The sequence below is a fragment of the Stenotrophomonas sp. 59 genome (assembly GCF_030291095.1).
GTDB classification, from domain to species: domain Bacteria; phylum Pseudomonadota; class Gammaproteobacteria; order Xanthomonadales; family Xanthomonadaceae; genus Stenotrophomonas; species Stenotrophomonas maltophilia_Q.
This window is the reverse complement of record NZ_CP127408.1, coordinates 2410185-2423603: the sequence shown is the minus strand read 5'-3', so window position 1 is coordinate 2423603 and position 13419 is coordinate 2410185. Positions and strand designations below refer to the sequence as shown.

General features: G+C 67.1%; 11 protein-coding genes. 3 read left to right on the top strand and 8 right to left on the bottom strand.

Annotated features, from left to right (window positions below; genetic code table 11):
• Positions 1–51 precede the first annotated feature (51 nt).
• Positions 52–2229 (bottom strand): TonB-dependent siderophore receptor, encoded by a 2178-nt coding sequence (locus QP552_RS11305; RefSeq protein ID WP_286073658.1) that lies wholly within the window; start codon positions 2227–2229, stop codon positions 52–54.
• A gap of 195 nt (positions 2230–2424) precedes the next feature.
• The gene (locus QP552_RS11300) at positions 2425–2553 is read right to left on the bottom strand and encodes a hypothetical protein (RefSeq protein WP_258393968.1); all 129 of its coding nucleotides are present in this window, start codon (positions 2551–2553) and stop codon (positions 2425–2427) included.
• 170 nt (positions 2554–2723) lie between these two features.
• Here QP552_RS11300 and QP552_RS11295 point away from each other — a divergent pair, with 170 nt between their 5' ends.
• A complete protein-coding gene (locus QP552_RS11295; RefSeq protein WP_111111726.1) occupies positions 2724–3338 on the top strand; it encodes a TetR/AcrR family transcriptional regulator in 615 nt (204 codons plus the stop codon).
• A gap of 103 nt (positions 3339–3441) precedes the next feature.
• On the opposite strand, the gene QP552_RS11290 is transcribed toward QP552_RS11295, so the two are convergent.
• The 4 genes from QP552_RS11290 to QP552_RS11275 form a co-directional block, all read right to left on the bottom strand.
• Entirely contained in the window at positions 3442–4368 is a 927-nt protein-coding gene (locus QP552_RS11290) for an ABC transporter six-transmembrane domain-containing protein (RefSeq protein ID WP_286073657.1), read from the bottom strand.
• Positions 4369–4532: 164 nt separating this feature from the next.
• Positions 4533–5609, bottom strand: a complete 1077-nt coding sequence (locus QP552_RS11285) for an ATP-binding protein (RefSeq protein ID WP_106548575.1) — start codon at positions 5607–5609, stop codon at positions 4533–4535.
• Positions 5610–5612: 3 nt separating this feature from the next.
• Positions 5613–6329, bottom strand: coding sequence for a response regulator (locus QP552_RS11280; protein ID WP_106548576.1), 717 nt, complete (start codon positions 6327–6329; stop codon positions 5613–5615).
• 53 nt (positions 6330–6382) lie between these two features.
• Positions 6383–7102, bottom strand: a complete 720-nt coding sequence (locus QP552_RS11275; protein ID WP_286073656.1) for a hypothetical protein — start codon at positions 7100–7102, stop codon at positions 6383–6385.
• 86 nt (positions 7103–7188) lie between these two features.
• Here QP552_RS11275 and QP552_RS11270 point away from each other — a divergent pair, with 86 nt between their 5' ends.
• Both QP552_RS11270 and QP552_RS11265 read left to right on the top strand, forming a co-directional pair.
• Complete coding sequence (locus QP552_RS11270; protein ID WP_286073655.1) at positions 7189–8370, top strand: efflux RND transporter periplasmic adaptor subunit; 1182 nt, start codon at positions 7189–7191, stop codon at positions 8368–8370.
• 2 nt (positions 8371–8372) lie between these two features.
• Positions 8373–10316, top strand: coding sequence for a MacB family efflux pump subunit (locus tag QP552_RS11265; protein ID WP_286073654.1), 1944 nt, complete (start codon positions 8373–8375; stop codon positions 10314–10316).
• 148 nt (positions 10317–10464) lie between these two features.
• On the opposite strand, the gene QP552_RS11260 is transcribed toward QP552_RS11265, so the two are convergent.
• Complete coding sequence (locus QP552_RS11260) at positions 10465–11625, bottom strand: M23 family metallopeptidase (RefSeq protein WP_286073653.1); 1161 nt, start codon at positions 11623–11625, stop codon at positions 10465–10467.
• Positions 11626–11703: 78 nt separating this feature from the next.
• Positions 11704–13413 (bottom strand): PAS domain S-box protein, encoded by a 1710-nt coding sequence (locus QP552_RS11255; protein ID WP_286073652.1) that lies wholly within the window; start codon positions 13411–13413, stop codon positions 11704–11706.
• Positions 13414–13419: the final 6 nt, after the last annotated feature.

Here is a 13419-nt window from a genome sequence, read left to right as displayed (position 1 = left end):
TCACTTCTCCGGGGCACCACGCGCGAGGGCGTGGTACCCGTGCCTCAGGGATCAGAAATCAACAGTGGCCGACAGCAGGGCCGTGCGCGGCGTGCCCAGCCCGGAGCCAAGGCTGCCGGCCCAGTACGCCTTGTTGGTCAGGTTCTGGACGGTGGCGCGCAGTACCAATGGGCGGCCCGCCGCCTGCATGGAGTAGCGGGCACCGAGATCGAATACGGTGTGCCCTGCGACCCATTGGCTGTTGTCGGCGTTGATGTAACCCTTGGAGAGGCTGACCGCATTGCCGGTGAGGGTGAGGCCTACCACGGCCGGCACGTCCCACTCCACGCCGAGCTTGCCCTGCCATTGCGGCGTGGCGGTGGCCAGCCGGCCCTGGTTGATCCCGCCCTGGGTGCGGGTCAGCTTCGGCTGCAGCCAACCGATGCCGCCGAGCACGCGCAGCTGTTCGGTGGCCTGGCCGAACACGGTCCATTCCACGCCCCGGTTGCGCTGCTGGCCGCCGAACGAAAACACATTGGTGGCGGGGTCGGTGTAGGAGCCGGGCTTCTCGATTTCGTACACGCTCAGCGCGCTGGCGAGGCGACCGAAGTCGAACTTCGCCCCCACCTCGCGCTGGCGGGTCTTGAATGGCGGGAAGACTTCGCCGGCATTGGCGGCGGTGACCGGGGCGGTGCTGCCCTGGCTCAGTCCTTCGATGTAGTTGGCGTACAGAGACAGGCGGTCACTGGCCTTGAACAGCAGTGCGCCGGCCGGGGTATTGGCGCTGGCATCGTAGCGCGCGGTGCGCGTTCCAGCAGCCCCATCGATGGTGTCGCTGAGGACGGTCTGGTGGCGGATGCCCAGGGTCAGCTGCACACGGTCGTCGATGAAGGACAGCGTATCGGCAATGCCGAAGCTGGTGGTGCGCACGTGCGCAGTCTTCGGCAACGGCGCACTGCTGAAGCTGCGGTCGATGGCCGGGCCCCATTGCGGGTTGTGGATGTTGGTCACCCAGTCACGGGCCAGCAGGTTGCGCTTGAAGCCGAATTTCTGGTCGTGCTGGTACCAGGCCGCGCTGATCGCCAGCGCGTGATCGACGGCTCCGGTACGGAACCGCGCCGACAGGCCGGCTTCGGCAGTGTCCTTGCTGTAGATGAAACGCTGGTGCGCGAAGTTGTTGCGGAAGTCGCCGGCTGCGTTGGTGATCAGGGTGGTAGCGCTGGCGATGGAATCGAAATCGGTATGGCCGTGGCCGTAGCTGGCATGTGCCTGCAGGTGGTCATTGATGTCGAACGACCAGCGCAGCGCGGCGGCCTGGTCCTTGACGTTGCTGAAGGTCCAGTCGGGTGCGAACAGGGTGCTGGCCTTCGGAGGGCGAGGCACGGCCAGGCCGGGAGCCAGCGAAACGCCGCGATTGAGGCCGTCCACATGGTCGCGACTGCTGAACAGGTCCAGCCAGACCTGCGAACGCTCACCGCGCCAGTCCAGGCCGAGCGAGGCCAGCTGCGCCCTGTGCTGCTGGTGATCGGTGGCGGTGTCGCCTTCGCGATGCACCGCATTGAGTCGCACGCCGAACTGCTTGTCCGCGCCGAATCGGCGGCCGACATCCAGGTGACCGCCCAGCTGCGCATCGCTGCCGTAGCTGGCGGTGAAGCGGGTCAACGGCGTATCACCCGCGCGCTTCGGCACCAGGTTCACGGCGCCGCCCACCGAGCCACCCGGCGGCATGCCATTGAGCAGCGCGGAAGGGCCCTTCAACACCTCGATGCGCTCGGCCAGTTCAGGGCTGACGCGGTAGTAGGGGATCAACCCGTACAGGCCCCCAAAGCCGATGTCCGAGGACGCCACGCTGAAGCCACGGATGTTGAAATAGTCGGTGATGCCGCCGCCGGAGCCGCCGTTGTAGACGCTGGGATCGGTCAATGCGATCACCCGTACCAGGTCAGGCGCCTGGATGTTCTCGATGAACGGGGCGGTGTAGCTGGCGGTGTTGAACGGGGTGTCCATGAAATCGAGTTCGCCGAGCAGGCCGACCCGGCTGCCACGGGCGACCTGGCCACCGGCGTAGGCATCGGTGGGCGTGGTCTTGTCGGCGCGCACGTTGACCGTGGGCAGCTGGCGGGCACCCTCGGGCGCGTCATCAGCGTGGGCGGCGGTTGCGATCAACAGGGCCGGCAGCAACGCCGCGCGCGCGGCCAGGGACAGCGCGGTGCGCGGTGGGAAGGTCAGGGTTCGGGCGGGGAGGGGCATGGCGGTTCTCGTGTGGTGGGTCGTGCGATCGGCCAGCACGGCGCCGTCGGTGACCTGCCTGGGCAGGACGACGCGGGCTGTTGAATGGCTGGCAGAGGGCACGGCACTGCTGTCGGGGCAATGCTGCACGCGAGGTGCGTGGGCGATCTGTGGCTGTATGGAACGAAGCGCATGGCGCGGGTGCTGCGGGGTGGATCAGATATCGTCGAGGCGGTCGTCGAGATTGTGCAGGCCACCGGCGCGGGTCAGCTGGGCTTCGCAGCTGCCATGGTCGGCACCGCGCAGCGGCCCGCTCGGGGTGATTGAAGGGGAGGGCGCGGACATCGATAGCGATCCAGGGGACTGCAAATGCGAATTAGTTACATCATAGTAAACTAAATTGACCGGGCCGCAACCCGCGCCTGCCGGAATGGCATCTGGATGCGTTGACCACCGCGCCCCTGCGGCCCACCATGACAGCCCTTGCCAGTACCCCGTGCAGGAAACGCAACCGCATGGCCGCACCGAAGAAGACTGCCGCACGCGGCCGTCCGCCCACCATCACCCGCGAACGCATTGCCGACGCCGGCATTGCGATGACCCTGCCGGGGCTGAGCTTCGTGGGGGTGGCGGCGGCGCTCGGCGTCAGCCACATCGCGTTGTACAAGCATGTCGACAACCTGGCAGCACTGCGCGAGCTGGTGGCCGAGGCGATCTTCGAGCGTTGGCAGGCACCGCCGCTGGATGCTGCGGAGCGGCGCAGCATCGAAGAGGACCTGCGCGAATTCCAGCGTTCACTGCGGACGCTGGTGGACACCAACCCCGGGCTGGCGCCGTTCCTGGTCAGCCATGGCGCCAAGACGCCGGAGATGCTGGCACGCATCCAGCGCCACCATGCCGAGTTCAGCCGCGTGCATGGCCTGCCGCTGGAACAGGCGGCGTGGTTGCTCTCGACCGTGGCCTATCACGCCGTGGCATTGGCCGACACCGTGTACTCGCGGCATGCCGCGGCGGACACCACGCGGCGACCACTGGATTGGAAGGCACAGGAAGCCGGGTTCGACCGCAGCATGGAGGCGTTGATCATCGGTGCATTGGCAATGTGCGGGCGCTCGGCAGCTCCGAGGTAGAGCCGACTGCCAGTCGACTATCGCGCGCAGCGCGGGACTTCCGATCGGATGAACGAAGTGCAGTCGACTGACAGTCGACTCTACCCTGTGTCAGCGGTTGCCATCACGCAGGGTCCTTGCGTTCCGCATCGTCCATGCCCGGGCTGACGCGGCGGCCGATGTCCTTCAACCGCGCCAGCTGGTCCACCATTGACGGCGCATCATCTAGGCTGCCGACGAAGGTCCACAGATAGGTCATCACCGCATACACATGGCCCGGGGTGACTCCGTCGCTGGTGGCGAGGCGGCCGATGGTCAGCGCGAACAGCACCGCCGCCGCTGCGCCAACGACCACAAAGGCACCTGCTTCGCGATCGGAGAGCAGGATGCGCAGCCGCGACAGCGTGGTGTAGTGGCGACGCAGCACCGAGGGGCTGACCCGGTCCACCAGGCGGATCTCATGCTCCAGCCGGTTGTTCAGGCGTCCATGCAGCTGCTCGTTGCGGCGCGCGAACGACGGCAACAGCAACAATGCACCCAGCAGCGCGACCAGGCTTGCGGCGCCGACCAGCGGCTCGATCGCCAGCAGCATCGCCGCTGCACCGAGCATCGAGACCAATGCCGTGGCGATGATCGGCACGTGCTTCTCGAAGAAGTCGACGAATTCACGGGCCAGCACAACACGCGCGGCCGAGGTGGACGTGGCCTGGCCCAGCCTGCGCTGCGCCTGCACCACGTTCACCGCCAGATCGGCATAGATGCGGGTGAAGGTACGGGTGTCGACCGCACGGCGGGCGGCACCGACCAGCCAGAACAGCAGCACCACGCCTGCGTACGAAATGGCGTGGCCGATGTTGCCGCGGATGATCGCGTCCACCGCAAAGCCTGCGAACAGTGGATAGGCCAGCAACAGCGCATTTTCCAGCGCCACCAGCGAAAAGGTACCGGTGAGCTGCCAGGGATAGGTGCGCAGGATGGCTTTCAAGGTGGCGGCCGCATTCTGCTGGCCGATGCTGCCGGCGGCGGCTGCCGGATCGTGGGGGTGTTTCATGGGATGCCTGTGCAGGAAGGGGGTAGAGTCGACTGTTGGTCGACTGCTCTTTGCGAACTGCTGGAAGAACCCGCGCTTGCGCGCGCAAGTCGACTGACAGTCGACTCTACCCAGGCATTTCCGGCATTTCCGGCATTTCGGGTTTTCCAGGGCAGCGATGGCCATCAACGCCGCGCATGTACCGGCCAGCGGATCTCGAACGAACTGCCGCCACGTTCGGTAGCCCGGCACTGCGCGGTTCCGTGATGGGCCACGGCAATCGCGCGCACGACCGCCAGGCCCAGTCCGGAGCCACCGCTCTGCCGCGAACGTGAGACATCGGTGCGCTGGAATGCCTCGAAGATGCTGTCGCGCAGTTCGTCCGGCACGCCGGGGCCGCCATCTTCCACGGCCACCGTGCAGTGCCCCTCCGCCAGCGTGACGCGTACCCGCAGCGGGCAGGGAATGGCATGGCGACGGGCGTTTTCCAGCAGTGCCAGCACCGCCTGGCGGATGCGGGCCGGATCGCAGTCCGCCAGCGACGGCCTCGCGTCCAGGCTCACCGAGAAGCCACTTTCGGTCAGTGCCTCGGACATCGCCTCCACCACTGCCGCCACCTGCACGCTGACGTCGCTGCGCTGCAGGCGCAGGTCGAGATGGCCGCTTTCAGCCAGGCTGACCACGCGCAGGTCCTCGATGATGCGGGTCAGGCCTTCCAGCTGGGTGAGCATGCTGTTGAACTGCTCGGGGCCCGGCTCGAATACACCTTCGGCGATGCCTTGCAGGCGGCCGCGCAGAATGGTCATCGGGGTGCGCAGTTCATGCGCGATCGCCGCGTTCCAGAACACGCGGTTCTCCGACATCCTGCTCAATCGCTCGGCCATGGAATTGAAGTCGCTGACCAGCGTGGCAGCCTCGGTCATCGAGGTATCACAGCCGCGCGCACGCGCCTCCAGATCGCCGCTGGCGACCCGACGCAGGCTTTCGGCCACCGAGTTCAGCGGGGTGATGATGCGCCGGGTCAGGCGCGAGGCGACCAGCGTGGCGAAGATGACGACGACGGTGGCGGTCAGGCCGATCCACAACCATTCCAGCCCGGACGGCATGATCGTTTCCGGTTCGTCATACCAGCGGGGATAGAACACCTCCATCAGGTAGTAGAACAGGTAGAAACCGCTGATCGACAGCACGGTGGAGCACAGCGAGGCGACCGTGATGGACAGCGTGATCTGGCGGCCGATGCTCTTGCCTTTGGGGTTCATCATTCAGTCCAGGAAACGATAGCCAACGCCGCGGATGGTGGCGGGGATGCCGATCACGCCGACGTCTTCCAGCTTGCGGCGCAGCTTGCTGACGTGGCTGTCGACGGTGCGCTCCTGCGCATCGCCTTCGGGCAGGCAGGCATGCAGCAGGTCAACGCGTGCATGCACCTGGCGCGGGGCGCGGGCCATGTGCACCAGCAGGCGGAACTCGGTGAGGGTGAAGTTCAGGGCATGCACCTGCTCGCCAAGGCGCACCGTCACCTCGTGGCTGCGCAGGTCGATCTCGAACGGCCCCTGGCGGATCAGGCCATTGGGCTCTTCGACCACCGTACGGGCGCTGCGGCGCAGTACAGCCTGGATGCGTGCCACGATCTCGGCCGGGTTGAATGGCTTGGCCACGTAGTCGTCGGCACCCACGCGCAGGCCGGTCAGCTTGTCCACGTCCTGGTCGAGCGCGGTGAGCATGATCACTGGCGTGTTGCCGCGCCGGCGCAGTTCGCTCAGCACCTGCCAGCCGTCCAGCTTGGGCATCTGCACATCCAGCAGCACCAGGTCGGGGCGCAGCTGGCGGTGGCTGGCGAGGGCGGCCTCGCCGTCGGCGGCACGGGCGCTGCGCAGTCCGGAACGAGCCAGGTAGGCGCCGAGGATGTCGGCGATTTCACCTTCATCTTCGGCAATCAGCACCAGGGGTGCCTGTCGGGAGCGGAGATCGTGTTTCATTGCGTTCTGCAGCGTCATGGCAAGGGCGGGAAGTGGTGGCATCAAGGGCAGCGTCATCGTCGTTGCTCCATCGCCTGCGCTTCTTCGTTCGCTGCCCAGGCCAGGGTGGCCAGCACCAGCGTGCGCTGAAGGCTGGGCTCCACTGCGCCCGCGCCGTGCAGCTGTTGCACCATCAACGCGGATACAGAGGCCGGCAGCTTGCTCCAGCGCGATGCCATGGGCGTCGCCTCAACCCGGGCCTGCAGCCTGCGCGCCATGCCCACGACGGCGTGCAGGCGCAGCGCCAGCAGGATCACAACCAGTGCGGCGGCCAAGGCAAGCAGGCCCTGCAGGGTGGCAGTGCTGGCGGTCGGGAGCGCCGCTGCCCAGACTGCCAGGCCAATCAGGCCCAGTGACACCGGAACCCCCGCGCGGCTTGCATGACCCGGCCCATCGCTGCGGAACCACACCAGTGCAGCGGCTCCGAAACCCGCCAGCAAGGGCGGCACAGGGCGGGGGCTGGCCAGCATCCAGCCGGAGGTCGACGCCAGAACCAGTGCGATCAACCACGGAGAAGGCGCGCACCAAGCGAAGTAGGCACGGCGCACATCGATGGGTGGCAGGTCTGGACAGGAAAGGGACACGGCAGGCTGGCAGTCGGCGAGGCCGACGAGGCTAGCGACCGTTGATGGAGACTCGGTCGAGATTGTGTCGAGATTGCGTGGACGCAGGCCACGGCGTTCAGGAGCGGGGGTGATGCCTGAACGGCCGGTGCATCTCCATGCAATCTCCACGATGGCTCCAAGGAATGTCCATCCGCGGCTCCCAGACTGCAGTCTCGGCGGTCGCATCGGGCGATCGCAGGCAGCCGGGCGTTTCGATGAGCAATCGCAGGATCTGGATCATTGCCGGTGCCGTGGCCACGCTGGCCGCGGGCACCGGATGGTGGGCGCTGTCCGAAGGCGGGGATGCCGCGCTGATCACCGCGCCGGCGCAGGTGGCAGATCTGGAAAAGACCATACAGGCGGTCGGCCGGGTCAATCCTAAGGAGCTGGTTGCGGTGGGCGCGCAGGTGTCCGGCCAGGTCAAGCGCCTGCATGTGGTGCTGGGGCAGCGGGTACAGGCTGGCCAACTGATCGCCGAGGTCGACTCGCAGCCGCAACGCATCGCGCTGCGCAGCGCCGAGGCAGCCACCAATGCATTGCGTGCCCAGCATGCCGCCAGCCAGGCGCGCCATGCGCAGGCCAGCGGTGTCTACGAGCGGCAGTCGCAGCTGGTGGCGTCGCAACTGGTGTCACAGGAAGGCTTCGAAGCCGCGCGCATGGCACGCGATGCGGCGCGTTCGGAAGTGGCCGCGCTGCAGGCACAGATCGACCAGGCAGTGACCCAGGTGGAAACCGCACGGATCAACCTGGGCTATACCCGCATCGTCTCGCCCAGCGACGGCTACATCGTGGCCATCGTGACCAAGGCAGGACAGACGCTGAACTCGATGCAGACCACACCGACCATCGTGATGCTGGCGCAGATGGACACGATGACCGTGCGTGCCGAGATTGCCGAGGCTGATGTGGAACTGGTGGCGCCGGGGCAACCGCTGTGGTTCTCGACCCTGGGGCCGAGCGGTCGCCGTTATGAGTCCCATCTGCAGCAGCTGGAGCCAGCGCCATCTTCCATTGCCGACGTCGCGACCGGCAATGCAGGCGGCTCGGCGCAGTCGCCCAAGGCGGTGTACTACGCCGGCCTGTTCGATGTGGCCAACCCCGGCCTGAAACTGAAACCATCGATGACGGTGAAGGTGACCGTGCAGCTCGCGCGCGCCGCCAATGCGCTGCAGGTGCCGTTGACGGCGCTGGTCGCATCGGACGACATGGATGGCAACCGCGGCACCGTGCGCGTGGTCGACGCCAAGGGCCGCGTCCGCGAGCGTGCAGTGACGACCGGTCTGCGCACCGCTACCGCCGTGCAGATACTCAGCGGCCTGCGGGCGGGGGAGAGCGTGGTGATCGGCCAGGCGCCCAGCGGCGGCGAATCCGAACCGACCAGCCTGCTTGGGATGTGAACATGGCCGACGCACTGCTGGAACTGCATGGCGTATCGCGCAGCTATCGCTCGGGTGCTGGCGAGGTCGTGGTGCTCAAGGACGTTTCCCTGCGCATCGACGCCGGTGAATTCATCGCCATCATCGGCCCGTCGGGCTCGGGCAAGTCAACGCTGATGAACATCCTCGGCTGCCTGGACAGGCCGACCGAGGGCAGCTATCGGGTGAACGGCGAGGCCACCGAGCGGATGGCACCGGATACGCTTGCACGGCTGCGCCGCGAGCATTTCGGCTTCATCTTCCAGCGCTACAACCTGATGGAGAACCTGAGCGCTACCGAGAACGTAGCGCTGCCGGCGGTCTATGCCGGCATGGAGGCGGAAGCGCGCACGGCCCGCGCGCGCAGGCTGCTGGAAACGCTCGGCCTGGGCGAGCGCACCGCGAACCGGCCGAGCCAGCTGTCCGGTGGCCAGCAGCAGCGCGTGTCCATTGCGCGCTCGCTGATGAACGGCGGCGCCATCGTATTGGCCGATGAGCCGACTGGCGCGCTCGATCACGCCAGTGGCCAGCAGGTGATGGCCGAGCTGAAGCGCCTGCATGCACAGGGCCACACGGTGATCCTGGTCACGCATGACGCGGCGATCGCGGCCAATGCCAAGCGGGTGATCGAGATCGCGGACGGCCGCGTGGTGGCAGATCGCGGTGAGCGTGGCCCGGATTCTGCATCCGTAGCAACCGCGCCCGAACACGGTGGGTCATCGGTCACAGAGCGCCGCGCACGCATGGACGCAGTACGCGAGGCCGCGCGGATGGCCGTGCGCTCGATGCTGGCACATCGCCTGCGTACCCTGCTGACCATGCTCGGCATCATCATCGGCGTGGCGGCCGTGGTGACCGTGGTGGCGCTGGGCAAGGGCGCCCAGGCGCAGGTGGAGTCGCAGATCAACGAACTCGGCGCCAGTACGCTGGAGATCTTCCCGGGCGCCGATTTCGGCGACCCACGGTCGGCGGAGATCGAGACACTGGTGGTGGGCGACGCGGATCATCTTGCGGCGCTGAGCTACGTGGACAGCGTCAGCCCGAACCTGACCGGATCGGTGGCGGCCCTGCAGGGCAGTCGTCGTGCCAACACCCAGGTGCTTGGCGTGGGGGCCGACATGCTGCGCGTGCGTGGGCTGCGACTGAAGGCAGGGCGCTTCTTCACCGGCGCGGAAGTGGGTGAGCATCGTGCGCTGGGTGTGGTCGACCAGAAGGCCGCCAAGGCGCTGTTCACGGGCAACCCGATCGGCAGCACGGTGCTGCTGGGCGGCATGCCGGTGGAGGTGATCGGCGTGGTGGGGGCCAATGCATTCGCTGGCGGCGCAACCCCTACGGTCTACGTGCCCTACACCTCGGCGGCGTCGCGATTGCTGGGCAGCCAGCGCCTGGAGAGCATCACCGTACGCGTTCGCGACAACGTACCCACCAATGCTGCCGAGGCCTCGCTGGGCGCCGAGCTGGAGCGGCTGCACGGTCGCCGCGATTTCTTCATCTACAACGCCGACCAGATCCGCAAGGCGGTGATGAAGTCCAGCCAGACCCTGGCGGCACTGGTCTCCGCCATTGCAGCCGTGGCGCTGGTGGTGGGTGGGGTGGGAGTGATGAACATCATGCTGGTGTCGGTGAAAGAACGCGTGCGCGAGATTGGCGTGCGCCTGGCGGTGGGCGCGCGGCAGGGTGACATCCTGCGCCAGTTCCTGATCGAGGCGGTGCTGATCTGCCTGGTTGGCGGCGTGCTGGGAGTGCTGCTTGCATTCGGCGTGGGGGCGCTGTCCAGCCTGCTGTCGCTGGGTGTGCCGTTCCTGTTCACCGCCGGACCCGTGTTGGCCGCGCTGGCGTGCTCCTCGGCAATCGGGCTGGGCTTCGGCTACTTCCCGGCACGCAGTGCAGCGCAGCTGGACCCGATCCAGGCGCTGGCGGCCGAGTAGGGTCGCACCCGCTGCTGGAACCTGTAGAGCAGAGCCCGCGCTCGGCTTGCTGCGCTCGGCGCTCATCGTGGCGTGGCCGAAGAGGCCGAAGAGCAGCCGAGCGTGGGCTCGGCTCTACAGGAGCGGCGCTGGCGGCGGCGTGGGTGTGTCAGCGCGGCGGGAACTCAATGACGATGTCATTCAGCGGCAGTTGATTCCCATGCTGCGCGGTCACGCCGGGTGTCCAGGCCTGCCCTTGGCCGAACAGCTGCGCTTCGCTTTCAGGGCCGAAATCGTTGAAAGCCTGGAAGACATAGGGGATGCCCTCGGAGCCTTCGAACGTTGCCTTGTTGGAGAGCTGGAAGTGCAGATGCGGGGCGGCGGAGTTGCCCGACTGCCCAAGCTGGGCCAGCACCTGTCCGCGCTGGACGCGCTGTCCGGGTTCCACCTTGATGCTGCCGGTGCGCAGATGGGCGTAGCTGGCAAAGATGCCCGGTGAGATTTCCAGGACAACGTAGTTGCCAAACAAGCCATCCGCCGTGAGCGAGGCCGGTTCCGGTTGCGCGGTCAGCGGCGCATGTTCGGGTTGCCCATCACGTGTCGCGCGCACGATGCCATCGGCCACGGCCAGCACCGGTGCTGCATAGCCCACCCAATCCGAATGGCGGGTGTGCTGCAGATCCCTGGCCGTTGGGCGCACGGCGCGCCCATGTTCGTCGACGCCGACCAGATCGAGCGCGAAGCGCTGCGGAATGGTCAGGTCACCATTCACCGCCACAAGGCTGCCCCAATGGTGTGACTGCGCCGCGCCGGGCCCTTCATGGGCGAGCCATCGGCCACCCCGCAGGGGCGGGCCGAGCGCCATCACCTTTGCCGCGCTGACCGCAACATGGGCGCCGTCCAGCGCCACGGTGCCGTGGTGCTCGGTGCCCAGCAGCATGCGGTGCCGGAGGGTATGTGGCACGCGATCGGCGATGGGCAGTGACAGCCACAGGAACACCACCAGGCGCTTGCCCGGTGCAATGGATATCGCGCCATCCTCCGAAGGCGACGGCCGCACCCAGTTGCGCAGGGCAGGGCCATCCAGGCTCAGCAGCGGGGTTCCGGCATCGTCGCCGAACACCTGCAGCGATTGCGGCAGCAGCGCACCGGTATCGCCGTAGTAGTTGGTGATGTGCAGCTCGTAGGCCAGATGGCGCAGGCCGTCGCTGCCGACGAAGGGCGTCGGCGCGAAGGGCACGCGTGCCTCAACCGGTGCAGGGACTGGCGCTGGCAACGTGACGGAAGGAACCAGCAACAGCAGCAGAGCCAGGCAGACGCTGCGGATCATGCGTGTTCCCCCCAGGCCGACGGTGGCCGCTGCCGAGCATAGCGCTGCGCCGGGGGCACGGGTACACCGGTTGGGGGATCAGGGCGCCGGCCGGGGTTGCTGGCGCACCCGCGCGCGTTCCCGATACAGGCGACTGTCGGCACGCTGCAGGGTATCGGCCACCGATTCGCCCGGGGTGTGGTGGGTCGAACCGAGCGAGAACGGCGTCGGTGACTGTCCGGCCTTCTGCACATACCACAGTTCCAGCGCGGCCAGCCGTCCCGGTTCCGGCGCGGTCAGCACCACCATGAATTCGTCGCCGCCCATGCGCACCACGTGCTCCGCCGCACCCAGCGGGCCACGCAGGAAAGCGACGAACTCGACCAGCACCGTGTCACCCCGCGCATGGCCCTGGGTGTCGTTGATCTGCTTGAAATGATCCAGATCGAACATCAGGCAGGCCCATGGCTGCTCAGCCAGTGCGTCCAGGCGAGGCAGGAAGCGCCGGTTGTAGCTCTGGGTGAGCGGGTCCTTGAAGGACATCTCGCGCAGTTGCTGTTCCTGCATCCGCAGCGCCGTCACGTCCTGCGCATGGCCCAGCACGTACGGCGGACTGGCCTCGCTGTCGAGCACATTGTGATAGGCCCAGAAATGCCGGCTGCCGTCCGCGGCGATCAGCTCGATGACGCCAGCATCGGTGTGATTCACCGCAATGCGCTCGAGATAGGCCTTGAAGGCGGTGCGCTTGTCCGGCGGCATCAGGTCGCACAGGCTGCGCCCGATCATCTGGCTCTCATGGAAGCCCAGCGACTGCACGGCCGCCGGGTTGACCGATGTCAGCACGCCGTCCAGCGTGTGGGTGCAGATCAGGCCAAGGCTGTAGTGGAACAGGCGCCGGTAGCGTGTTTCGCTCGCCTCCAGGGCGTCCAGTGCAGCGCGCTCCTCGGTGATGTCCTGGATGGCGCCGACCAGCCGGGGCCGGCCATCGACCTGTTGCCGTCCACCCACCACGCGGGTCCAGATGGCACGTCCGTCGGCAGTGGTCATCGGCAGCTGCAGTTCCCAGGAGATGCCTTCGTCGACGCAGCGTTGTACTGCCGCGCGGATGATGCTGCGGCTGTCCTCGCGATAGAACGACAATGCCGTTTCGAGCGTCGGTTCGAAGTTGCTGCGCACGCCGTGGATCTGCTTGGTCTCGCGGGTCCAGCGGACCTCGTTGCTGACCAGGTCCATTTCCCAGCCACCCACGCGCGCCGCGCGGTTGGTACGCTCCAGGAAGTCCTCGCTGCGCTTCAGCTCTCGATGCAGGGCCTTGGCCTGTCCAACCTGGGCCATCAGCGTGCTGCGCTGCTCCAGTACCTGGGTGGTGACCCGGGCCAGGTGCACCATCAGCTCGCGTTGCGAAGGCGACAGGACGCCCGGCATCGGGTCGAGCAGGCACAGCGTACCGATACGGGCGCCGTGCGCCGAGCCGAGCGAGATGCCGGCGTAATGCCGGATGCGGGGGCCACCGGTGACCAGCGGATTGGTGGCGAAGCGTGGATCCTGCTGGGCATCGGGAATCTCGAACAGGGCATCCTGCTGGATGGCGTGCGTGCAGAACGAGATCTCGCGGGCCGTCTCGCTGACACCCTCCAGGCCGATGTTGGCCTTGAACCATTGGCGTTCATCGGCCACCACCGAGATCAGTGCCATGGTCATGCCCGTGGCGGCGCGGGCGGCAGCGACGATGGCATCGAACACCGGCTCCGGTGGTGTATCGAGCAGATGAAGGCGGTCCAGTTCAAGCAGTCGTTCGGCTTCGTCCATGGCGCT

What these genes read in the sequence shown, in the direction of transcription:
- QP552_RS11300 (WP_258393968.1), bottom strand. Translation starts at nt 2,553, where the DNA reads ATGTCCGCGCCCTCCCCTTCAATCACCCCGAGCGGGCCGCTGCGCGGT.
- QP552_RS11305 (WP_286073658.1), bottom strand. Translation starts at nt 2,229, where the DNA reads ATGCCCCTCCCCGCCCGAACCCTGACCTTCCCACCGCGCACCGCGCTG.
- QP552_RS11295 (WP_111111726.1), top strand. Translation starts at nt 2,724, where the DNA reads ATGGCCGCACCGAAGAAGACTGCCGCACGCGGCCGTCCGCCCACCATC.
- QP552_RS11255 (WP_286073652.1), bottom strand. Translation starts at nt 13,413, where the DNA reads ATGGACGAAGCCGAACGACTGCTTGAACTGGACCGCCTTCATCTGCTC.
- QP552_RS11260 (WP_286073653.1), bottom strand. Translation starts at nt 11,625, where the DNA reads ATGATCCGCAGCGTCTGCCTGGCTCTGCTGCTGTTGCTGGTTCCTTCC.
- QP552_RS11280 (WP_106548576.1), bottom strand. Translation starts at nt 6,329, where the DNA reads ATGAAACACGATCTCCGCTCCCGACAGGCACCCCTGGTGCTGATTGCC.
- QP552_RS11265 (WP_286073654.1), top strand. Translation starts at nt 8,373, where the DNA reads ATGGCCGACGCACTGCTGGAACTGCATGGCGTATCGCGCAGCTATCGC.
- QP552_RS11270 (WP_286073655.1), top strand. Translation starts at nt 7,189, where the DNA reads ATGAGCAATCGCAGGATCTGGATCATTGCCGGTGCCGTGGCCACGCTG.
- QP552_RS11290 (WP_286073657.1), bottom strand. Translation starts at nt 4,368, where the DNA reads ATGAAACACCCCCACGATCCGGCAGCCGCCGCCGGCAGCATCGGCCAG.
- QP552_RS11285 (WP_106548575.1), bottom strand. Translation starts at nt 5,609, where the DNA reads ATGAACCCCAAAGGCAAGAGCATCGGCCGCCAGATCACGCTGTCCATC.